The 20,201-nt window shown below is 70.7% G+C and carries 20 protein-coding genes; 14 read left to right on the plus strand and 6 right to left on the minus strand.

The window, feature by feature from the left end:
• Window positions 1–2: 2 nt before the first annotated feature.
• Window positions 3–2,984, minus strand: a complete 2,982-nt coding sequence (locus APR04_RS26750; RefSeq protein ID WP_253876776.1) for a glycoside hydrolase family 2 TIM barrel-domain containing protein — start codon at window positions 2,982–2,984, stop codon at window positions 3–5.
• A gap of 214 nt (window positions 2,985–3,198) precedes the next feature.
• On the opposite strand from APR04_RS26750, the gene APR04_RS26755 reads away from it, so the two are divergent.
• The 7 genes from APR04_RS26755 (at window position 3,199) to APR04_RS26785 (ending at window position 10,273) form a co-directional block, all read left to right on the plus strand.
• Entirely contained in the window at window positions 3,199–3,696 is a 498-nt protein-coding gene (locus APR04_RS26755; protein WP_253876779.1) for a nitroreductase family deazaflavin-dependent oxidoreductase, read from the plus strand.
• 189 nt (window positions 3,697–3,885) lie between these two features.
• Complete coding sequence (locus APR04_RS26760) at window positions 3,886–5,145, plus strand: aspartate aminotransferase family protein (protein WP_253876788.1); 1,260 nt, start codon at window positions 3,886–3,888, stop codon at window positions 5,143–5,145.
• Window positions 5,145–6,434, plus strand: a complete 1,290-nt coding sequence (gene doeA / locus APR04_RS26765) for an ectoine hydrolase (RefSeq protein ID WP_253876791.1) — start codon at window positions 5,145–5,147, stop codon at window positions 6,432–6,434. Before APR04_RS26760 ends, doeA begins: the two co-directional genes overlap by 1 nt.
• On the plus strand, window positions 6,431–7,807 hold the full coding sequence (locus APR04_RS26770; RefSeq protein ID WP_253876793.1) for an NAD-dependent succinate-semialdehyde dehydrogenase: 1,377 nt from the start codon (window positions 6,431–6,433) through the stop codon (window positions 7,805–7,807). The genes doeA and APR04_RS26770 overlap by 4 nt, the downstream gene beginning before the upstream one ends.
• An 89-nt stretch (window positions 7,808–7,896) precedes the next feature.
• Complete coding sequence (locus tag APR04_RS26775) at window positions 7,897–8,229, plus strand: TfoX/Sxy family protein (protein ID WP_253876796.1); 333 nt, start codon at window positions 7,897–7,899, stop codon at window positions 8,227–8,229.
• Window positions 8,230–8,328: 99 nt separating this feature from the next.
• On the plus strand, window positions 8,329–9,696 hold the full coding sequence (locus APR04_RS26780; protein ID WP_253876798.1) for an AAA family ATPase: 1,368 nt from the start codon (window positions 8,329–8,331) through the stop codon (window positions 9,694–9,696).
• The gene (locus tag APR04_RS26785; RefSeq protein WP_253876800.1) at window positions 9,689–10,273 is read left to right on the plus strand and encodes an RloB family protein; all 585 of its coding nucleotides are present in this window, start codon (window positions 9,689–9,691) and stop codon (window positions 10,271–10,273) included. The genes APR04_RS26780 and APR04_RS26785 overlap by 8 nt, the downstream gene beginning before the upstream one ends.
• Window positions 10,274–10,297: 24 nt before the next feature.
• Here APR04_RS26785 and APR04_RS26790 read toward each other — a convergent pair whose 3' ends face one another.
• Both APR04_RS26790 and APR04_RS26795 read right to left on the minus strand, forming a co-directional pair.
• Window positions 10,298–11,176: an SDR family oxidoreductase gene (locus APR04_RS26790; RefSeq protein ID WP_253876802.1), complete on the minus strand. Its 879-nt coding sequence runs from the start codon at window positions 11,174–11,176 to the stop codon at window positions 10,298–10,300.
• Window positions 11,177–11,236: 60 nt separating this feature from the next.
• Window positions 11,237–12,646 carry an aminotransferase-like domain-containing protein gene (locus APR04_RS26795; RefSeq protein ID WP_253876804.1) on the minus strand — a complete coding sequence of 470 codons (1,410 nt, stop codon included), beginning with the start codon at window positions 12,644–12,646 and terminating at the stop codon, window positions 11,237–11,239.
• Between APR04_RS26795 and APR04_RS26800 the strand changes: the two genes are divergently transcribed.
• Window positions 12,645–13,565, plus strand: a complete 921-nt coding sequence (locus tag APR04_RS26800; protein WP_253876806.1) for a DMT family transporter — start codon at window positions 12,645–12,647, stop codon at window positions 13,563–13,565. The two genes, APR04_RS26795 and APR04_RS26800, sit on opposite strands and share 2 nt — an antisense overlap.
• Window positions 13,566–13,694: 129 nt before the next feature.
• Window positions 13,695–14,054, plus strand: coding sequence for a DUF3817 domain-containing protein (locus APR04_RS26805; RefSeq protein ID WP_253876808.1), 360 nt, complete (start codon window positions 13,695–13,697; stop codon window positions 14,052–14,054).
• Between the two features lie 51 nt (window positions 14,055–14,105).
• On the opposite strand, the gene APR04_RS26810 is transcribed toward APR04_RS26805, so the two are convergent.
• The gene (locus APR04_RS26810; RefSeq protein WP_253876816.1) at window positions 14,106–14,972 is read right to left on the minus strand and encodes a helix-turn-helix transcriptional regulator; all 867 of its coding nucleotides are present in this window, start codon (window positions 14,970–14,972) and stop codon (window positions 14,106–14,108) included.
• A 141-nt stretch (window positions 14,973–15,113) separates the two neighbouring features.
• Between APR04_RS26810 and APR04_RS26815 the strand changes: the two genes are divergently transcribed.
• The 4 genes from APR04_RS26815 to APR04_RS26830 all read left to right on the plus strand — a co-directional run bounded on the left by APR04_RS26815 (window position 15,114) and on the right by APR04_RS26830 (window position 18,398).
• Window positions 15,114–16,076, plus strand: a complete 963-nt coding sequence (locus APR04_RS26815) for an SDR family NAD(P)-dependent oxidoreductase (RefSeq protein WP_253876818.1) — start codon at window positions 15,114–15,116, stop codon at window positions 16,074–16,076.
• A gap of 17 nt (window positions 16,077–16,093) precedes the next feature.
• Window positions 16,094–16,600 carry a VOC family protein gene (locus APR04_RS26820; protein WP_253876820.1) on the plus strand — a complete coding sequence of 169 codons (507 nt, stop codon included), beginning with the start codon at window positions 16,094–16,096 and terminating at the stop codon, window positions 16,598–16,600.
• A gap of 38 nt (window positions 16,601–16,638) precedes the next feature.
• A complete protein-coding gene (locus APR04_RS26825; RefSeq protein WP_253876822.1) occupies window positions 16,639–17,457 on the plus strand; it encodes a MerR family transcriptional regulator in 819 nt (272 codons plus the stop codon).
• 434 nt (window positions 17,458–17,891) lie between these two features.
• A complete protein-coding gene (locus APR04_RS26830) occupies window positions 17,892–18,398 on the plus strand; it encodes an FBP domain-containing protein (protein WP_253876824.1) in 507 nt (168 codons plus the stop codon).
• Window positions 18,399–18,491: 93 nt separating this feature from the next.
• Here the strand turns inward: APR04_RS26830 and APR04_RS26835 are convergent, their stop codons facing one another.
• The gene (locus tag APR04_RS26835; protein WP_253876826.1) at window positions 18,492–18,749 is read right to left on the minus strand and encodes a hypothetical protein; all 258 of its coding nucleotides are present in this window, start codon (window positions 18,747–18,749) and stop codon (window positions 18,492–18,494) included.
• A gap of 94 nt (window positions 18,750–18,843) precedes the next feature.
• On the opposite strand from APR04_RS26835, the gene APR04_RS26840 reads away from it, so the two are divergent.
• Window positions 18,844–19,620 (plus strand): GH25 family lysozyme, encoded by a 777-nt coding sequence (locus APR04_RS26840; protein ID WP_253876828.1) that lies wholly within the window; start codon window positions 18,844–18,846, stop codon window positions 19,618–19,620.
• Between the two features lie 25 nt (window positions 19,621–19,645).
• On the opposite strand, the gene APR04_RS26845 is transcribed toward APR04_RS26840, so the two are convergent.
• Complete coding sequence (locus APR04_RS26845) at window positions 19,646–20,164, minus strand: GNAT family N-acetyltransferase (RefSeq protein WP_253876831.1); 519 nt, start codon at window positions 20,162–20,164, stop codon at window positions 19,646–19,648.
• Window positions 20,165–20,201: the final 37 nt, after the last annotated feature.

Raw genomic sequence — 20,201 nt, forward strand, 5'->3', positions numbered from 1 at the left:
GTTCACAGGCTGGTGAACCGCAGGCGCATCCGGACGGGTGCGGCGTGCAGCTGGGCGTTCGGCAGCACGCCGGGCCCGCAGGCAGCGCTCCCGACACCGTGCTGGGCGGCGTCGAGGTGCAGCCACAGCCTGCCGTCCGGTACGAGCTCGTGCGGGTGGGCGGCACGCTCGAGCGCGTCGTCGGACCACGGTCGCAGCGACAGCTCGATCCCGAGCTGTGACCGGGCACCGATCGTCACGTCGTCGGCGTCGATCCGCAGGCCGGAGCCGTCGGCGAAGGACAGGGCGGCACTCGTGACCCCGCGTCGTGCGCCGTTCTCCTGCGGGTGGGTGTACCGGGTCTGCCAGTCGGCCACCGTGTGCCGCCACGCGCCCCCGAGGGCCGCGTACCTCGAGTCCGCGTACGACTCGTCGGGGCCGAGCCCCGTCCAGCGCACGCCCGTCTCGGCGGCCTGCGGCTCGTCGAGCGCGAGCAGCAGCCCGAGGCGCGCGACGCTCTCGGGCCAGCGGCCTTCCGGCCGGATGTCGACGAGGAGGTCGACGGCGTCCGGTGCGTAGGTGACCGGCTGCCAGCGGTATGTCGTGGCGAATCCAGCCCGGGTCGCCGGTCCGGCGGTCCGGGCCTCGACCGCGAGTGCGCCGTCGGCCGTGACGGCCACGCCGTCCTTGCGCTCGGCGAGCAGGTGCAGCCCCGCGCCGCGCCACTTCTCCGCGTCGGCCGGCCCGCGCCACCTCGCCGGACGGCGGTCGTTGTCGGTCGGCGCCCGCCAGGCATCGACCCGGAGGTCGTGCACCGCGCGGCCGGCGAGCGAGCGCAGGCCGCCCCGGACGTCGAACACGGCCGGACCGGCACGGAAACCGCCGTCGGCCTCCGTGGTGACCCGACCCGCCGGAGCCGGGAGCCCCGCCGGCTCGACCAGGAGCAGCTGGCCCGCACCGAGCTCGAACCCCGGCTCGAGCCACGCCTCCTCGAGTGCTTCCGCCTTCTGCTGGACGGCACGCACCGTCCACCAGACCGGTGCTTCACCGGGCTCCAGCAACGGCAGGCCGGACGGCGGCCGCACCACCGTCTCGGTGCCTGCGTCGAGCACCAGGTCGAGGGTGCCCGTGGCCAGCTCCTCCTCACCGCGGTGCAGCGTCCAGCGGAGCTCGGCGTGGCTCGTGTCCCGGAACGAGTAGCGGTTGCGGACCAGCAGCGCGCCGTCGGGCCGGGTGTCGATGCGGATCGGCGCGAACACCGCCGCCGTCTCGCGCAGCCCCGGCGAGGGCGTGCGATCGGGCAGCAGCAGGCCGTCGGCGATGAAGGTGCCGTCGTGGAACCGCTCGCCGAAGTCGCCGCCGTACGCCGAGAACAGGTTCCCGTCGGCATCGGCACGCGTCAGCCCGTGGTCGATCCACTCCCAGATGAAGCCGCCGAGGAGTCGCGGGTAGCGGTCGAAGATCGCGTCGTAGTCGGCGAGCCCACCCGGGCCGTTGCCCATCGCGTGCGCGTACTCGCACAGCACGAACGGCATGGCCCGACGACGGGCGTCGACGTCGGGACGCTCGAGCGGTGGCTCGATGCCCTGCCCGATCAGCTCGACCTCCTCGCTGTCTGCGTACATCCGCGAGTACACGTCCACGTGGTCGCTCGAGAAGTCGCCCTCGTAGTGGATCGGCCGGCTCGGATCAAGCTCCCGGACGGCGTCGACCATCACCGGGAGGTTGCACCCGCCGCCCGCCTCGTTGCCCAGCGACCACATGACGATGCTCGCGTGGTGCGCGTCGCGGCGCACCGTCCGGGTGACACGGTCGACCAGCACCTCGGTCCAGGCAGGGTCGTCGACAGGGTTGCCGACCCAGCCGCCGGGCTGGAACCCGTGCGTCTCCAGGTCGTTCTCGTCGACGACGTACAGGCCGTACCGGTCGCACAGGTCGAGGAAGTGGGGGTGCGGCGGGTAGTGGCTCGTGCGGACGGCGTTGATGTGGTGCCGCTTCATGAGCAGCACGTCCTCGAGCATCAGCTCCGGCGTGACGGCACGCCCGCGCAGCGGGTCGAACTCGTGCCGGTTGATGCCGCGCAGCTTGATCGGCCGGCCGTTGACGAGGAACACGCCGCCCTCGATCGACACCGTCCGGAAGCCGACGGCGAGGGTCACCGTCTCGGTGTCCGTCGAGATCACGACGTCGTAGAGCCGCGGCTGCTCGGCGCTCCACGGCTCGACCGCGATCTGCAGCTCCTCGCCGGTCACTCCCTCGATGCCGAGCTCCGGGACCGTCACCCGTGCGGCGACCGGGCCTGGCGTGGCCACGACCGTCGCCGTGTCCACCCGCAGCGTGCCCACGCCCGTCGTGTGGTCGTAGTCGGCATGCACGCGGACGTCGTCGAGCGCGCCGTCCGGCCGGTGCTCCAGCGTGACGCTGCGAAAGATGCCCGAGAGCCACCACTGGTCCTGGTCCTCGACGTACGACATGGCCGACCACTTGGTGACGCGGACAGCGAGGAGGTGCTCGCCTCCCGCGTGCAGCCGGTCGGTCAGGTCCACCTCGGTGGGCAGGCGCGAGCCGTGCGACGTGGCGAGCACCTCGCCGTCGAGCGCCACCTGGAACCAGGAGTCCACGCCCTCGAAGCGCAGCACGGTGCGGCCGCCCTCCGGCCAGTCGGCAGGCAGCCGGAACGTCGTGCGGTACTCGCCCGTCGGGTTGTCGTCGGGCACGTGCGGCGGATCGACCGGGAACGGGTAGAGCACGTTGTTGTACTCGGGCATCCCGTAGGGCCAGGCATGCGGGGCCTGCGCGAGCTGCCAGTGTCCCGGGACCACCAGCCGGTCCCAGTCGTCGCCCCGCTCACCACGGTCCACCCCCGTGTCGGGGTGCGGGAACAGCCGGAACCGCCACTCGCCGTCGAGCGTCATGGCCGAGGCGCTCGAGGCACCGGTCGGCGGGCGGAACCGCGGCGCGACGACGCCGTCCGGCGTGGCGACGGACTCGTAGGTGATGGTCATGACTCCTCCAGGTGGCGAGGTGGGAGATCGAGACGGCGACAGCGCCGACCGTCCTGGCACCATCCTCGACCTTCCACCCCGGTACGTGCTCCGACGTCCGTGGCCGGATCACCGCGTCCAGATCACCGTGTCCGGCCGAGCTCGTGGAGCGGTCCGAGCTCATGGAGCGCTGAGCCCAGAGGCCACCTGGGCCGTCCGGGCCCAGACTGGGCAGATGGCCAGCCTCCTGCACGCCGTCCGCACCGTGGTCGCACCACTGACGCGCACGCGGGTGTTCCGTGCCGTCGGCCCCGTGCTGCTGCCGCCGGCCGAACGCCTGCTCGCACGGTGCTCCGGCGGGCGGTTGCAGATCAGTGCGCTCCTGGTGCCGTCGCTCGTCCTCCACTCGACGGGGGCGAAGTCGGGAGAGCCGCGCGACACGTACCTCATGTACACGCCCGACGGGCAGGGCCGGGCGCTGGTGGCGGGTTCCGCGTTCGCCCAGGGACGGCACCCCGCCTGGACCTACAACCTGCTGGCCCACCCCGACGCCGGCATCAGCGTGCGGGGCCGTCGTGTGCCGGTCCGGGCGACGCTCATCGACGACGACGAGCGGGATGCCACCTGGGCTCGTCTGGAGACGCAGTGGCCCGGCTACCGTGCCTACGAACGCACGTCCGGCCGGGTCGTGCGCCTGTTCCGCCTGCAGCCCCTCGCCGAGCCACCCGCCTGACCCTCGGAAACTGGTCCGAACACAGGGGTTGCTGCCCGCACGACGAGGGTTCAGTCTGTACGTGTTGGCTTCCTGCTCCGGGGTGATGACACCTCCGTCGCAGGAAGTTTCGCATTTTGCCATCCCGGCAAGCGCCGGCAACGAGGAGACCCACAAGAAACCCTTTGTACGACCCTGAAGAGGTGCCGCATGGACATGACCCCGTTCGAGCAGTCCGAATCCAGCGTCCGCGGCTACTGCCGCGCTTATCCGACCGTGTTCGCCTCGGCGTCCAACGCACGGCAGACGGCCGAGGACGGCACGTCCTACATCGACTTCTTCGCCGGGGCAGGGGTGCTGAACTTCGGGCACAACGATCCGCGGATGAAGGCGGCGATGATCGCCTTCCTCGAGAGCGACGGCGTCGCCCACAGCCTCGACACCTACACGACCACCAAGCGCGACTTCATCGAGAAGTTCCGGGACGTGGTCCTGCGGCCGCGGGACATGGACTACCGCATGCAGTTCACGGGGCCCACCGGAACGAACGCGGTGGAAGCCGCCCTCAAGCTGGCCCGGCTGACCACCGGACGACGCGAGGTCGTGGCGTTCAGCGGCGGGTTCCACGGCATGACGCTGGGGGCTCTGGCCGCCACCGCCAACGACGCGTTCCGGCAGTGGGCCGGCGTGCCGCTGACCGACGTCGTGCGCCTGCCGTTCGAGACGTCGCCCGGTGGTGACACTGCTGTCGCCGACTACGGGGCCGCACTGCGCAACGCGTCGAGCGGCCTGACGCCGCCGGCCGCGTTCCTGGTCGAGGTGGTGCAGGCAGAGGGCGGTGTCAACCTCGCCACCGCCGCGTGGCTGCACCAGGTCCAGGACCTCGCCCGCGAGGTCGGTGCGCTGTTCATCATCGACGACATCCAGGCCGCCTGCGGCCGAACCGGCAGCTACTTCTCGTTCGACGGCATGGGGCTCGACCCCGACATCATCACCCTGGCCAAGGGCCTCGGCGGCTTCGGCACCCCGATCGCGATGAACCTGAACAAGCCGTTCATCGACGACAGCTGGTCGCCCGGCGCGCACACCGGCACGTTCCGCGGCCAGGGCCTGTCGTTCGTCGCGGGCACGGTCGCGCTGGACTACTTCACCGACGACGTGCTGATGAGCGAGGTGGCGACCAAGGGCGCCGTCATACGGGACCGGCTGGAGGCCATCGCCGCCGCCCACCCGGAGCAGGACTGGGAGGTGCGCGGCCGCGGCATGATGCAGGCCCTGGACACCGGCGACGGCGCCTTCGCCAAGCGGGTGCAGCAGGCGGCCTTCGAGACGGGCCTGCTGATCGGGCCCTGTGGGACGGGTGGCCAGGTGATCAAGCTGATCCCGCCCCTGACCATCCCGGACGAGGACCTCGCAGAGGGCCTGGACATCCTCGACAAGGCCATCACGACGGCGGCGGGGGTGGCGTGATGCGCGCTCGCGACGACATGACCTTCCCGCCGGAGGAGTACGAGCGCCGGCTGCACGACCTGCGGGAACGGATGGCCAAGCGTCGGCTGGACGCCGTGGTCATCACCGACCCCGAGAACCTGATGTACCTGACCGACTACCAGACCACCGGGTACTCGTTCTTCCAGGCGCTGGTGGTTCCGCTCGACGGCGAACCCCTGATGATCACCCGGGCCATGGAGGAGTCCAACGTCATCGAGCGCACCTGGGTCGAGCACACCCGGCCGTACCCCGACACGGGCGATGCCATCCAGGAGCTCGTGCTGGCGCTGAACCAGTCCGGGCTCGGGCACAAGCGGGTCGGCTACGAACGCAACAGCTACTTCTTCCCCGCCTACCAGCAGGACCGGATCCACACCTCGTTCCAGCACGGCGTGCTCCTGGACTGCTTCGGCATCGTCGAGTCCGGACGGCTCCGCAAGTCGGAAGTCGAGATCGACGTGATGCGCAAGGCAGCCCGCGCCACCGAGGCGGGCATGGCCGCAGGCCTCGCGTCCGCCGTCCCGGGAGCCACGGAGAACGACGTCGCCGCCGCCATCTCGTCCGCCATGTTCCGGGCCGGCGGTGAGTTCCCGTCGGTGATGCCCTACGTGGCGTCCGGGCCCCGGTCGATGATCGGGCACGCCACGTGGGAGGGACGCGTCATCCAGCCGAACGACCACGTGCTCCTCGAGATCGGCGGCTGCTACCGCAGGTACCACACGGCGATGATGCGCACGGCCGTCACCGGTGAGCTGTCAAGATCGATGTACCGGTCGCAGGAGCGGATGAAGACGGCGCTGGCGGAGCTGAAGAGCCTGATGGGCCCTGGCATGACCGTCTCGGACGCCGACTCGATAGTGCGGCGCATCATCTCCGACAACGACGTCGGCGCCCGGCTGGTGACCCGGTCCGGGTACTCGATCGGGATCGCCTTCCCACCCTCCTGGGACGAGGGATACATCCTGTCGCTGAACCCCGGCGACTTCTCCGTGCTCGAACCAGGCATGACCTTCCACGTGATCCCGTGGATGTGGGGGGTCGACGGCGACAAGACCGTCGGGATCTCCGACACCATCCGGATCACCGAGGACGGGTGCGAGTCGTTCTTCAGCCTGGACGAGGACTTCGTCGTGCACGCCACCGACGCCGCGACGCTGACGTCGGTCGCCGACCTCGAGCCCGACACCGGCACGGGAGCGCCCGCCGGGGCCGTGACCTCCGCCGTCGAAGCCGCCACAGGAACAGCCGTAGGAACAGGAGAACGATGAGCTTCCTCACCGCTACCGACCCCACGTCCGGTGCCGTCGTCCGCCGTGTTCCCGCCGCCACGCCGGAACAGATCACGGCCACCATCGACCGCGCCCAGTCCGCCTTCGAGGGCTGGCGTACGACGTCGTTCGAGGAGCGCGGCGACGTGCTGCGCGCGGTGGCCGCGTACATGCGCGAGAACGTGGACAAGCTCGGCATGGTGATGACCGAGGAGATGGGCAAGCCCATGACCGAGTCGCGGGGCGAGGTCATCAAGGCGGCCTGGGCGGCGGAGTACTACGCCGAGCACGCGGAGGCGCACCTGGCCCCTGATGTCCTCGAGTCGGACGCGACCTCCAGCTACGTCCAGTACCTGCCGCTCGGGCCGGTCCTCGGCGTGCTGCCGTGGAACGCCCCGTTCTGGCTGGCCTTCCGGTTCTGCGCACCGGCGCTGATGGCCGGCAACACCTGCGTCATGAAGCACGACCCGCACGTGCCCGGCTGCGCCGAGGCGATCGCCGGCGTCTTCGAGGCTGTCGGTGCCCCACCCGGCATCTTCCAGGCGGTGCTGGCCGAGACGCCCGACGTGGAGCAGGCGATCCGTGACCCGCGGATCCAGGCGGTGTCGTTCACCGGCTCCGAGCGCGGCGGGTCAGCGGTCGCCTCTATCGCGGCGAGCGAGGTCAAGCCCACCGTGCTGGAGCTCGGCGGATCGGACCCCTGCATAGTCCTGGCCGACGCCGACCTGGTCCAGGCCGCCGACGTCATCGCGCTGTCCCGCATCATCAACGCGGGCCAGTCCTGCATCGCCGCCAAGCGGATCATCGTCGAACGGCCGGTGCACGACGAGCTCGTCGAGCTGCTCGCCGAACGACTGAGCGCCTTGGTCGTCGGCGACCCGCGGGACGACGCCACCCAGGTCGGGCCGATCGCCCGGCCCGACCTCCGCGACAACCTCCACCGTCAGGTCACCGAGAGCATCGCGGCCGGCGCCACGTGCGTGCTCGGCGGCGAGCTGCCCGACGGCGACGGCTGGTTCTACCCGGTCACGCTGCTCACCGACGTGGTCCCCGGCATGGCGGCCTGCACGGAGGAGACGTTCGGCCCGGTCGCCGTGGTCATGGCCGCCGACGATGCCGACGCGGCGCTCGCGCTGGCCAACGACACGCCGTACGGGCTTGCGGCGAGCGTCTGGACCAGCGCAGCGCGGGGCGAGGCGATGGCCAGGCACATCTTCGCCGGGCAGGTGACGGTGAACGGGATCGTGAAGTCCGACCCCCGGCTGCCGAGCGGCGGCATCAGGCGCTCGGGCTACGGGCGGGAGCTGGGGCCGCACGGCATCCGGGAGTTCGTGAACGCCCAGCAGGTCTGGGTGGGGCCCAAGAAGGGGTGAGGATGACCAGCCTGTTGTACGCCCGATGGGCCGAACAGGACGAGCGCGCCGCCCGGAAGCGGTGAGGCGGCGGACGTAGCCTCGATGTCATGTCATACGACCAGGCACTGGCCGACGAGATCCGGACCGTCCTGGACGGCGAGCCCCGGGTGACCGAGCGGCGCATGTTCGGTGGGCTGTCGTTCATGATCAACGGCAACCTCGCAGTGGCGGTCCGGGGATCGGCCGGGATCCTGGTGCGCGTCGGTGCCGACGCCGCGGAGGAGCTGGAGCGCGCCACTGCCGCGACGCGCGCGGTGATGGGCGCGCGGGTCATGAAGGTGTGGCTGCAGGTCGGCACCGACGCACTGGGCACCGAGGCGGAGCTCTCGGCGTGGGTACGGCGCGGTGTGGACCACGCTCAGTCGCTGCCGCCGAAGTAAGCCTCAGAGCAGTCCGCACCGGGCCGCTACTATCGCGTTCTCCACAGTTATTTCGTCGGACTTCGACCGTTCGGCTGGCAATAGTGCAATCATGGCCCCATGATCCTGCTACGTTTCCGGGTCGAGAACCATCGGAGCATCCGTGACGAGACCGAGCTGTCGCTCGTCCGACCGTCGCTGACGACGGTTCGCCCCAAGGACGACGACTGGGTCGGGGCTACTACGCGAGTTTCCGGGATCTACGGCGCGAACGCGTCCGGGAAGTCAACCGTCGTGGAAGCGCTCAAATTCTTCCGTTCGATGGTCATCGAGTCAGCGACATCATGGAGCCTGCGCAAGAAGCTTCCGCAGGAACCATTCCTGCTCGATCCGGATGCCAAGAAATCTCCGTCCGGCTACTCAGTCGACTTCGTCCTCGCCGACGTGCGGTACCAGTACGGATTCGAGATCAACGAGAGTGCGGTTCGCCAAGAATGGCTCTACGACTATCCGAGCGCCAAGCACAGGGTCCTTTTCGAACGAGACGACCGCGAGTTCAGGTTCGGTCGTGCACTGCTCGGCGCTCCCCGCAGGCACGCATCCGCAACCGGTGAGCGCGAGCTCTTTCTGTCAAAGGCGAAGTCCAACGGGCACGAACTGCTCGGCACGCTGTGGTCCGCGCTCACCGAAAGCTTGGTAGTCGCCGACTTCTCCGAGCAGGATCGACGCCTGCGCCTCGACCAGATCACCGAGGGAATTGCCGAGGGGGTCATCGACCTCGGTGACGTGACGACGCTCTTGCGGGTTGCCGACATCGGAATTGCTGACGTCGCCCTCGACGAGGAGGAAGGGGAGTACAGCGTCGCTGAGTACCTCGAGCGCCTGATCGCGCGCCACGAGGTCCGGTCTGCCGAGAGCCCCCTAACTCCCTGGTCCGACTCCAGGTGGATTCTGTACCGCGCCCGAGACACTGCTTCGCAAGAGCAGGAGCTGGTCCAGCGAGCCCTGATGTTCAAGCACATCGGCCACAACGGCACTTTCCCACTCCCTCTCGATGCCCAGAGCACGGGAACGCTCTCGTGGCTGAGCCTGGCTCTTCCAGCCCTCACGATCTTGCGCAGCGGGGGCGTCCTCGTCGTCGACGAGATAGATGCCAGCCTGCATCCGCAGCTCTCGCAGGTGATCCTCCGGATGTTCAAGGACCCCGGTTACAACCACACCGGTGCCCAGCTGATCTTCACGACTCACGACACGTTCCTGCTGTCTACCCAGTCGGACTCCGCGCTAGCCCCTGAGGAGACGTGGTTCACGGAGAAGGACCGCGACGGCGCCACCTCGCTCTTCTCTCTTGCGGACTTCCCGACCCGTGCGGACCAGAACTTCTCGAAGCGCTACCTCGACGGTCGCTACGGCGCGATCCCACGGACTGCACGGTCGTTCCTTGCGACGCTTTTCGACACGGAGGCGAAGGATTCAGCGGATGCGTAAGGGCGGATCAGTCCGCCGGGATCGCCCTCGACGGCAGGAGAACAAGAAGTTCCTGATCGTGACAGAAGGCGAGATCACGGAGATCCAGTACCTGCAGGGTCTCGTCCAATACCTGCGGACGGCTGGTGTCACTGTTGTCCCGTGCACCGTTCAGGGCGGCGGCGGAGAGCCGTCTCGCGTACTGGCCAAGGCTCGCGACCTCGCGGCGAAGGGTGACTACGAAGCGGTGTGGATGGTCGTCGACGTCGACGACCACGCGTCGTTGGACGACGTTCTACGTCAGTGCGGCGCCAACGCTGAGACAGTCGTAGTGTCGAACCCACAGTTCGAGGTGTGGTTGCTGTGGCACTTCTCGAACACCGGAGCGGCTCAGACATCGCGCTCACTCAAGAACGAACTGAAGCGACACGGATTCACCGGCACATGCAAACACCTCCCAGCCGCGTTCCCGTTCGACCGTCTCGAACAGGCGGTCGCCACGGCTAGCAAAAACAATCGGACATCGGCCCTGAACGCTCGCGGAGCGAACCCGTCGAGCGCCATGCCGCACCTGGTCGAAGCTCTGCGCGGCAGCTAGCCGCGGCCGTTCTCAAGAGGCGCGTCACTGCAGGCCGAATCCGCCGTCGGTGGTGAGCACCTGGCCCACGACCCAGGAACCCGCCGGCCCGGCTAGCCAGCCGATGAGCCGCGCGGGGTCGGCGGGTTCACCCCAGCGTCCGAACGGTGTCGCGGCCTTCAACGCCTCGAGCTCCTCGAGCGGCCGGTCGGTGGGCTCAGGGTCGAGGTATCCGGTGTTGACCGGTCCCGGGTTCACCGTGTTGAGAACGATCCCGAGATCAAGCAGCTCGGCGGCGACGGTCGCCGTCACACCGGCGAGAGCAGCCTTCGACGCGGCATATGCGACCTCACCACGCATCGGCCCGTGCTGTTGTCCCGACGTCATCCAGAAGACCTTCGGAGCGGTCGTCGGGTTGGCCGGTGCGGTCCTCGGCTGCCGTTCGCCGGGGCGCGTCACTGTCCCGGGCAGCACCGCCTGGAACTGCTGGGCGAACCGGCGGGTCAGCAGGATCGTGGACCTCGTATTGGTCTCCCAGAACGCGTCGAGCGCCGTGGGCGACATGTCGAGGATCGATCCGTCGCCGCCGGACCGGGCGTGGTTGCACACCAGCAGGTCAACAGATCCAGTCAGGGCACGTGCGTCATCGAACAGCTTGTCGACCTGGACCGGGTCCCTGAGGTCCGCACCAGCCGCGCCGGACACAGCATCGCCGCGCAGGACTGTACGTAGCCCAGCCAGGACGGCGTCGAGATCGTCAGCGCCCCAGGGCTGGTCGGCGTCGTGCGGGGAGTAGTGGTGGAGAAACACACTGGCACCCAGGTCGGCGAGCTCACGGGCGATCCCGTAGCCGATGCCCTTTCTCCGGGAGACTCCCGTCACGAGTGCGGTCCGGCCTGCGAGCGTCTGATCACGGATCGGCATGGCCGCAACGTAACCGCCTGATCGCCGGCCCAGCCAGCTGTTTCCGCCCTGCGCAGCGAGTCACCCCTGCCGTGCCAGCGCCTTCCCGATCACGCGCGCGCCCTCAGGAAACGCCCCCGGGTTCGGTCCGGAGTAGTTGAGCCGCAGGTAGGCGCCGGTCGGCTCGGCCGGGAACCACTCGTCGCCCGCCGCCACGATCACGCCGGCGGCCTCGCAGTCCCGCACCAGGCGGGCGACGTCGGTGGTGTCGGGGAACCGCAGCCACAGGTTGAGGCCACCCTGTGGAACGGCCTCGACGATAGCGTCCGGAACGTGCTCCCGGAGCGCACCCAGCAGCAGGTCGCGCCGGGCGGCGAGCTGCTGCCGCTGGCCGCGCAGGTGAGTACGCCAGGCGGGCTGGGTCACGACGTCGAGCGCGACGGCCTGCAGCATCCCGCTCACGTACAGCGACTCGGCCTGGGCACCGGCGAGGATCCGCTCACGAGCGGGACCCCGGGCGATCAGCCCGGACACGCGCACCGCCGGCGAGACGCTCTTGGTCAGCGAGCGCAGGTAGATCACGTGGCCGCCGTCGTCCCGGGCGGCGAGCGGGACGACGGCCTGGGTGATGCCGAAGTCGTGCGCCCAGTCGTCCTCGATGAGGTAGGCGCTGTGCTCTCGCACCAGGCGGAGCACCTCGTCGGCCAGGTCGGGCGACCAGCGGGCGCCGGTAGGGTTGGCGAAGCTCGGCTGCGCGTAGAAGGCGCGCGCCCCGGTCTGCGCGAAGGCGCGCGCCAGCACCTCCGGGTCGGGTCCGCGCGGACCGCTGGGCACGGGCACCACCTGCACGCCGACCTGTTCCGCCGCGAGGATCGCGCCCCAGTAGGTCGGCGACTCGACCAGGAGCGGCCGTCCTACGCCGACCAGGGCGCGGAAGGCGGCGCTGAGACTGGTCTGACTGCCGGGAAAGACGACGACGTCGCTCGGGGCCGGCGGCGCGACACCCATCGGAGATCCCGCGCCGAGCTCGGCCGCGAACCACGCCTGCAGGTCAGGGAGACCTGCGGCGGGCGACCGGGTGACGGCGCTGTCGCTGCGCGCCGCACGGATGAACGCGGCTCGGACCAGCCGTTCGGGCAGCAGCTCCCGGTCCGGGTAACCCGAGTGCAGCGCTATCACGTCGTTCGGGTAGGTGTGCAGGCTGGTGGCGAGCTGCTGGACGGGTTTGGGCCGGGGGCCGAGCGCCGCCGTCTGCCATCCGTAGTCGTGGGAGCGGGCGACCCGCACCGCCCGGACGAATGTCCCGACGCCCGGCCGGGTCTCCACCGCTCCCTGGGACGCCAGCGTGCGCAGCGCTTTCTGCACGGTGACCGGGCTCGCTCCGTACTGCGCCACGAGCGCTCGGCTTGACGGCAGCCGGGAGCCAGGCGCTGCCGTCGTCATCCACTCGCGGAGACCCGCGACGATTCGCGCGCTGCTATCGTCATGCATGACAAGCAACAGTAGCGCTACTCTCCGCGCGACACCGCCGCTATCCGTCTCGCGCGCTGGCCTCTGGTGGGGCTTTCTCGGGGTGGTGGCCTTCTCGCTCACCCTCCCCTTCACCCGCATGGTGGTCGGCGACGGCGGCATGTCCCCGCTGTTCGTGTCCTGCGGCCGGGCGGTCGTCGCCGCGATGCTCGCGACCGTCGCCCTCGCGGCGACCCGGCAGCGCCTGCCCCACGGTTCCCAGTGGGCCCGGCTCGCGATCGTCGCGGGCGGTGTGGTCGTCGGCTTCCCGATGCTCACCTCTTTCGCGCTCGCTACCGCGTCGGCCGGTCACAGCGCCGTGGTGATCGCGCTGCTGCCCGCGGTGACGGCAGTACTGGCGGTGCTCCGCGGACACGAGCGGCCGCGCACGTCGTTCTGGGTGATGGCGGCGCTGGGCGCCGTCGCGGCGGTCACCTTCGCCTCGATCCAGGGCGGCGGACGCGGTGGGCTGCACGGGTCGGACCTGCTCCTGCTCGCCGCCGTGCTCGCCTGCGGCATCGGTTATGCGGAGGGCGGGCTGCTCGCCCGCGAGCTGGGCGCCTGGCAGACGATCTCCTGGGCGCTCGTGCTCGCCGGAATTCCGATGGCGGTCCTCACCGGCGTCTCGATCGCGCAGCACCCGCCGACCGGCACCCCGCTCGACTGGACATTGTTCGGCTACCTCGGGGTGGTGAGCATGTTCCTCGGCTTCTTCGCCTGGTACCGCGGCCTCGCTATCGGCCCGATGGCGCAGGTCAGCCAGGTGCAGCTGGTCCAGCCCGTGCTGACCATCTCCTGGGCCGCGCTGCTCCTGCACGAGCAGCTCACCTGGCCGACGGCGCTCGGCGGGGCGGCCGTGATCGCTTGCGCGGGTGTAGCGGTCCGCTCACGTCTGCGCTGACCGGGTTTGCCGATGGCCGGGTGTGACCGTTGGCCGGGTGTGACCGATCGCGCCCGCCGACGGCGCGGGGCACCGTCCGGCGTCGGGCAGACTGGGGCCTACGCCCGCCTCGCCTCCGGAAGGTTCCACATGCCCGCGATGTCTCGCTTCGGCCGCCTGTTCGCCATCGTCGCCTGGATCGAGGCGTTCACCTGGGCCGGACTGCTGGTCGGGATGTTCCTCAAGTACGTCACCGAGACCACCGAGGTCGGGGTGTGGCTGTTCGGCCGGCTTCACGGCGGGGCGTTCGTGCTGTTCGTCGCGGTCACGCTGTTCGTGGCGGTCAAGCTGCGCTGGGGCTGGTTCCGCACGCTCGTGGCGCTCGCTTCCTCGATCCCGCCGCTGACCACGCTGCTCGCCGAGTGGTGGCTGAAGCGCGCCGGCTACCTCGCCGACCCGGCCGACCGTCCGGCGGCGCAGACGCCGGCGGACCTGCAGACCACGCGATAGGTCACCGCCGGTACACGCTTGCTCCTCCGGGTCGCGGCCGGACGGCGCCGATCACGACGCGGACGTCACCGGCTGGCCGCCGACGACCCGCAGCAGATCCAGCCGTCCGGCGTCGGCGCTGCCCTCCGCGGCGGTGTAGGTCACGACACGGAGGTCGGCGTCGGGCACCAGCAGGACGTCGCAATCCAGGGTGACGTCGCCGATCTCCGGATGCCGGACGGTCTTGCGGTCCGCGAGATGCCTGACAGACTCTCCGGTCGCCCAGTACCGCTCGAAGTCCGCCGACTCACCGCGCAGACGGGCCACGAGCGCCCTCAGCTGCTCGTCCCCGGGATAGCGGGAGGCCGCTTCCCTGAGGTCGGCGACCACGGCCGCCGCGAACACGCCCTCGCCCGTCTCCGACCAGGACGGCCGCAGCGCGGCCCGCGCGGGGCCAGCTCCGAACACCGCACGGGCCAGATTCCGTTCGCTCACCGGGAGCTCACCCGGGTCGCCGTGCAGAGCGGTCCAGACCGGGTTCCACCACACCAGCGTCCAGTCCGCCGCGAACACCGCGATCGGAAAGTCCCCGAGCCGGGCGGTCAGCCGCTGGACGCTGGGCGGGACGTGTCGGCTGACCAGGCCGTCTCTCGGCGGCAGGAGTCCGGCGGCCACATATAGCTGGTCCCGCTCGGCCCGGGAAAGCTGGAGCGCTCGCCCGATCGCCGCGACGACCTGGGCGGACGGGCGGTTCGCACGCCCTTGCTCCAGGCGCAGCACGTAGTCCACCGACAGGCCGACGAGCTGTGCGAGCTCCTCGCGACGCAGACCCGGCGCCCGACGGCGGGCCGAGCGGGGCAGGCCGGCGTCGACCGGGGACAGCCTGTCGCGCCACCGGTGCACCAGTGCGCCGAAGCTCAGTCCGGGTGTCGACGTCATACTCACCAGTGTGGCGGTCCGACGCCGCGCGAGCGTGGGTACCGCTGATCCACAGGCTGTGCGGGGCACTGGTGGACACCGGTCGCCGACGGCGAACGTGGTCGGTGTCAGCGGCACCCATCCCAGCACCCTGGAGCCACCATGCACACCATCGTCATGACCGGCGCGACCCGCGGCATCGGCCGCGTCGGCGCGGCACGCATCCTGCGGGACGACCCTGAGGCTTACCTCGTGGTGATCGCCCGGGGTACGTCAGGCGAGCGGATTGCCGCCGAGCTCGCTGTCGGACTGGACGGAGGCGTGGCCGGCCGCTCGGGCGACGGCGCGAGCCGGGTCTCGCACGTCGCTGCCGACCTCGGATCCCTCGCGGAGGTCCGGGCCGCCGCGACCGAGATCGCCCGGCGGCTCGACCGCGGGGAGCTGCCGCCGTTGCGCGGGTTCGTCGGCAACGCGGGAATCCAGTACACGAACGCCCGCACGGAGGGCGCCGACGGGTACGAGGCCACGTTCACGGTGAACGTGCTGGCCAACCACGTGCTGCTGCGCACGCTGATGGACCGGTTCGTGGCACCGGCCCGCATCGTCATCACCACGAGCGACACCCACTTCGGGGACTTCGCACACACCGGAGGACTGGTGCCGGCGCCCCGGTGGCAGGCGCCGGAGGTGCTGGCCAGGACGGGCGCGTTCCCGGCGTCGGACCGGACGCGAGGCGGTCGGACCGCCTACTCGACGAGCAAGCTCGCCACCATCTACCTCGCGCACGAGTACGCGCGCCGGCTACCTGCCGGGGTCGACGTCGTCACGTTCAACCCGAGCCTGGTGCCAGGCACGGGGCTGGCCCGCGACGCCGACGCCCTGAGCCGCTTCGTCATGCGCTGGATCTTCCCCGTGCTGAACCTGACCCCGCTGACGAACAGCCCGTCCGCCGCCGGCCGGCAGCTAGCCGACGTCGCCCTCGGCAAGGTCGCGGCGCCCACCGGCTCCTACGTGAACCGGGACCGGGTGGAGCCGTCGTCGGACGAGTCGTACGACCCGGAGCGGGAGCGCGAGCTCTGGGCTGCGGCCGATCGGCTCGCAGCGCTTGAACCTCACGTGGCGTGAGGGGCCAGGCTGGCGGCATGGCAGACACCTACCCCGCATTCGACATCAGCCCCGTCCCCGTCCCGGCACTGGATGCCAAGGCCCCTGAGCTGTTCAGCGGCCTCTACGGCATGCCCATGTTCGTCACGGTGCCCACGGCAGACCTGGCCGCCTCCGCGGACTTCTGGATCCGCGGTCTCGGCTTCTTCGAGCTCTTCTCCGCACCGGGCACGATCACCCACCTGCGCCGCTGGTCGTTCCAGGACGTCCTGCTGGTCCCGGCGGACCAGGCGGGCGCCCCGCCCGCCCTGACCGTGAGCTTCTCGTGCGTGCTGAGCCAGGTCGACGAGATCACCGCGGCCTGCGAGAGGCTGCTGCCCGGCAGCACCACCGGCCCTCGGCAGACGCCGTGGAACTCGGTGGACCTGGAGGTGATCACGCCGGAGAACGCGCGGGTGATCATGACCGCGGCACGTCCCTGGGACCCGAGCAGCGTCGAGGCCCAGAACCTCCGGGACATCGGGATCGACGCGCCTGCGGAGTGAGGCCGCGAACCCTCGGTCCGGCTGCGAGACTGGCCGCGATGGCGCGCGAGAGCACTGCGGACGCGGTGCCGCCGGACGGCCTCACCGTCGGCGGGGCCGCGTCCGCCGTGGGCGTCACCGTGCGGACCCTGCACCACTGGGACGAGCTGGGGCTGGCCAGCCCGTCCGAGCGCACCGGGGGCGGGCACCGGCTCTACGACGCCGCCGACGTCGCCCGGCTCCACCGCGTGCGCGTCTACCGGGAGCTCGGCGTGCCCCTCGCGGACATCGGGGGCCTGCTGGACGCGCCGAACGACGACGCGGAACAGTCCCTGCGGCGTCAGCTGGACCAGGTGCGCGAGCACATCCGGCACCTGGAGCAGTCGGCGGAGGCGCTCGATCGCCTGATCGAGGCCCGCAGGTCCGGCGTCCTGCTCTCCCCCGAGGAACAGGTGGCGATCTTCGGCGAGAGCTGGCAGCCGTCGTGGCAGCTCGGCGCCCGCGAGCGCTGGGGTGACACCACCCAGTGGGCCCAGTCCGCCGAGCGCGCGGCGGAGCGGACCCCCGAGGACTGGCGCCGGATCACGGCGGAGGTCGAGGCGCTGCACGCCGACCTGGCCGCGGCCCTGCGGGAGGGCGTGCGGCCGGGAGACGAACGAGCGAACGCCCTGGCCGAACGGCACCGGGCATCGATCAGCACCTACTTCGACTGCACCCACTCCATGCACGTCTGCCTGGGCCGGACCTACGTCGACGATCCCGGCTTCCGCACCTTCTTCGAGGGCCTCGAGCCCGGCCTGGCCGGTTGGCTCCAGGACGCCATCAACGCCAACGCCCTGGGCCACGGCGTGGACCCCGAGACCGCTACCTGGACCTGAGGCCGCACCGCGCTGCGCTGTGCCGCGCTAGGCCGGCGCTGTGCCGCAAAACACGTGTACCGCGCGGAGGTCCTGTCGTAGCATCGACGGGTCGGTCATCTGGCAAGACTGTCGACCGACCTACCGGACACACATGAGGAGCGAGAGATGCGGGAGTTCACCGCGGGGTGCGGGGTGGCCGTCGTGGCCTGCTCGGGCAACCCCCGGACCCGCGTCACGACTCTCTGATCAGACCCGGCAGCACGCCGCCTCGACCGCTTCAGCGGTCGCGCGCGCTGCGGTCGGACGTCGGAGGGCGGGCGCGGCATCGTCCCCTGCCCTGCCGCCCGCCGGCCCGGTGACCTGAACGCACGGGTGACCGAGGCGCCGTCGTGCACGCGCACGACGTAGAAGCCGGCCGGTGGCATCCGAACGACCGGAAGCCGAAAACCCTCATGAACTCTCTGACCGAGAAGCAGATCCGCGCGTCCCTCCGGAACGCGAGCAAGCGCGAGGCCGCACAGGCCACCCTGCCAGACCTCGACGCCCTCGACTGGGCGCAGCTCGACTACCTCGGGTGGCACGACCGCAAGGCGCCGCTGTCCTCGTACGTGGTGCTGGAGCTCGACGGCGTACCGACCGGCATCCTGCTGCGCTCGTCCGACGCCAAGACCGGCCGCGCGCGCACCAAGGGTGTGTGCGCCTGGTGCGAGGACGTCGTCGTCACCGACGACGTCTCCCTGTACGTCGCCCGCAGGGGCGGCGCCTCGGGGCGCAACGGAAACACGATCGGGACGCTGATCTGTACCGAGTTCGGCTGCTCACGGAACGTGCGGCGCAGGCCGACGTTCACGGAGGCGGGCAACGACCCCGCCATGCGTGAGCTGATCACCGACCGTCGCATCGCCGGTCTGCGCGAGCGGGCCGCACGGTTCGTCGCAGAGGTCGGCAAGACGCGTTGACGAACGCGGCGGACGCACAGGTCCCGTAGACCTGTGCGTCCGTCAGGCGCACGTGGGGCTCGACTGCCGGGGACGAGGCGCACCACCGCCGGTTCATGCCGGCGAACCGGCCCCGGCACGCAGGCGCGCGGCCGCCGCGATGGCGGCCTCGCACCACACGACGGCGGGCCGGTCGACGGCGCCGTGCACCACGATCTGGCGGCACAGCTCGCCCAGGCCCTCGGTCGCGGCACGCTCGGCATCGACTCCGGGGAACATCCGGCGCACGGAGAAGACGACGGCCCTGCGGTGGGCTGCCCACTCCGAGGGGTTCGAAGCGAGGCCGTAGGTCCTGCTCTTTGTCTGCGTCATGCACTACAGACGCACCGGCGGCACGGATGTCACAGCACTTCGGCGACCGAGCTTGCCAGTGCGGATCCAGGCGGTACTCAAGTAGCCTCGGCCGATGATCCACGCCCCTTCAGCTCGCCGGCCTGCTTCTCGCCGGCCGGTGCCGCGCACAGCCCTGTGGACAGCGGCAGCAGGAGTCACGCTCGTTGCGCTGCTCGGCGTGCTGGTGGCGAACGGCGTCGTCTGGCCCAACCGGATCCTGTCCGCCCGGTACGACGTGCGGGGTGTGGACGTCGCGCACTACCAGGGTGCGATCGACTGGGACGTGCTGGCGGCGCAGGACCTCGACTTCGCGTGGATCAAGGCCACCGAGGGCTCGTCGCACACCGACCCGCGGTTCGCCGACAACTGGGCGGGCGCCGCGGGGACCGACCTGCTCGTGGGCGCGTACCACTTCATGAGCTTCGAGAGCTCAGGGGCCGACCAGGCCGCGCACCTCGCGGACCAGGTGCCGGCGACCGCCGGCACCCTCCCGCCCGTCATCGACCTCGAGTTCTACGGCGCCTTCGCCGCGGACCCCCCGACGACGGACGAGGTCCACGCGATCCTCGACCCGCTCGTCGCCGGCATCACGAAGCACTACGGCGCCGCGCCGGTCGTGTACACGACCGAGGACGCGTACGACCTGTATCTCGCCGACCGCTATCCGGACCTGCCCATCTGGATCCGTTCGGTGGCGTGGGCGCCGCAGCTGTCGGACGGCCGCGCATGGACGGTCTGGCAGTACTCGAACCGGGACCGGCTGCCCGGGTACGACGGCGTGGAGCCGCACATCGACATGAACGTGTTCGCGGGCACCCGCGAGGAGCTCGAGGCTCTCACCCTCGACTGAGCTCAGCCGCCGACGACGCCGCGGCTCACGGCAGCGACATGGTGCCGACCAGGACGTCGCCGCTGTCGACCAGCTCGAAGCCGATCCGCTCCAGCGACCTGCGGGCCATGGGGTTGCTCGGCGTCGTGCGCGCGACCAGACGTCTGGCGCCCATGGTCTGTGCCGCGGCGATCGCCCAGTAGGCCACCTCGCCGGAGATGCCCTGCCCCCGGTACGACTCACCGAGCCAGAGACCGACCTCCCGGCCCTCCGGGTCGCCGTCGACCAGGGCGAGCCGCGCGGCACCCACGATCCTGCCTCTGGCCTTGATCGCCCACGTCACCTCGGGTACCGGCGTGGACAGGTTCACCCGGCACCGGCGGTGGTACTCGCGGAACGCGCCCTTGCGCGGGCCGGTCCACGTGGTACGAGGCTCGGTGGCCGACTCCCCGGAGGTGGGCGGCATCACCTCGCCCGGCTGGGCCTCGGCGACAGCCAGGGCGAGCAGGTCTTCGAGCACCTCCTCGTCCACCGGAACCAGGTCGACCATCATCTGCGACGTCACCTGGCGGATGATAGTCGCATTTCGGACTGGTAGGGAC

The organism is Promicromonospora umidemergens, from assembly GCF_024171995.1.
Taxonomy (GTDB): Bacteria; Actinomycetota; Actinomycetes; order Actinomycetales; family Cellulomonadaceae; genus Promicromonospora; species Promicromonospora umidemergens.

Bases quoted from the DNA above. Each gene is read 5' to 3' on its own strand.
- doeA (WP_253876791.1), top strand. From the start codon at position 5,145: ATGCGCGCTCGCGACGACATGACCTTCCCGCCGGAGGAGTACGAGCGC.
- APR04_RS26770 (WP_253876793.1), top strand. From the start codon at position 6,431: ATGAGCTTCCTCACCGCTACCGACCCCACGTCCGGTGCCGTCGTCCGC.
- APR04_RS26755 (WP_253876779.1), top strand. From the start codon at position 3,199: ATGGCCAGCCTCCTGCACGCCGTCCGCACCGTGGTCGCACCACTGACG.
- APR04_RS26750 (WP_253876776.1), bottom strand. From the start codon at position 2,984: ATGACCATCACCTACGAGTCCGTCGCCACGCCGGACGGCGTCGTCGCG.
- APR04_RS26820 (WP_253876820.1), top strand. From the start codon at position 16,094: ATGGCAGACACCTACCCCGCATTCGACATCAGCCCCGTCCCCGTCCCG.
- APR04_RS26785 (WP_253876800.1), top strand. From the start codon at position 9,689: ATGCGTAAGGGCGGATCAGTCCGCCGGGATCGCCCTCGACGGCAGGAG.
- APR04_RS26825 (WP_253876822.1), top strand. From the start codon at position 16,639: ATGGCGCGCGAGAGCACTGCGGACGCGGTGCCGCCGGACGGCCTCACC.
- APR04_RS26760 (WP_253876788.1), top strand. From the start codon at position 3,886: ATGGACATGACCCCGTTCGAGCAGTCCGAATCCAGCGTCCGCGGCTAC.
- APR04_RS26835 (WP_253876826.1), bottom strand. From the start codon at position 18,749: ATGACGCAGACAAAGAGCAGGACCTACGGCCTCGCTTCGAACCCCTCG.
- APR04_RS26810 (WP_253876816.1), bottom strand. From the start codon at position 14,972: ATGACGTCGACACCCGGACTGAGCTTCGGCGCACTGGTGCACCGGTGG.
- APR04_RS26795 (WP_253876804.1), bottom strand. From the start codon at position 12,646: ATGCATGACGATAGCAGCGCGCGAATCGTCGCGGGTCTCCGCGAGTGG.
- APR04_RS26815 (WP_253876818.1), top strand. From the start codon at position 15,114: ATGCACACCATCGTCATGACCGGCGCGACCCGCGGCATCGGCCGCGTC.
- APR04_RS26830 (WP_253876824.1), top strand. From the start codon at position 17,892: ATGAACTCTCTGACCGAGAAGCAGATCCGCGCGTCCCTCCGGAACGCG.
- APR04_RS26805 (WP_253876808.1), top strand. From the start codon at position 13,695: ATGCCCGCGATGTCTCGCTTCGGCCGCCTGTTCGCCATCGTCGCCTGG.
- APR04_RS26800 (WP_253876806.1), top strand. From the start codon at position 12,645: ATGACAAGCAACAGTAGCGCTACTCTCCGCGCGACACCGCCGCTATCC.
- APR04_RS26775 (WP_253876796.1), top strand. From the start codon at position 7,897: ATGTCATACGACCAGGCACTGGCCGACGAGATCCGGACCGTCCTGGAC.
- APR04_RS26840 (WP_253876828.1), top strand. From the start codon at position 18,844: ATGATCCACGCCCCTTCAGCTCGCCGGCCTGCTTCTCGCCGGCCGGTG.
- APR04_RS26790 (WP_253876802.1), bottom strand. From the start codon at position 11,176: ATGCCGATCCGTGATCAGACGCTCGCAGGCCGGACCGCACTCGTGACG.
- APR04_RS26780 (WP_253876798.1), top strand. From the start codon at position 8,329: ATGATCCTGCTACGTTTCCGGGTCGAGAACCATCGGAGCATCCGTGAC.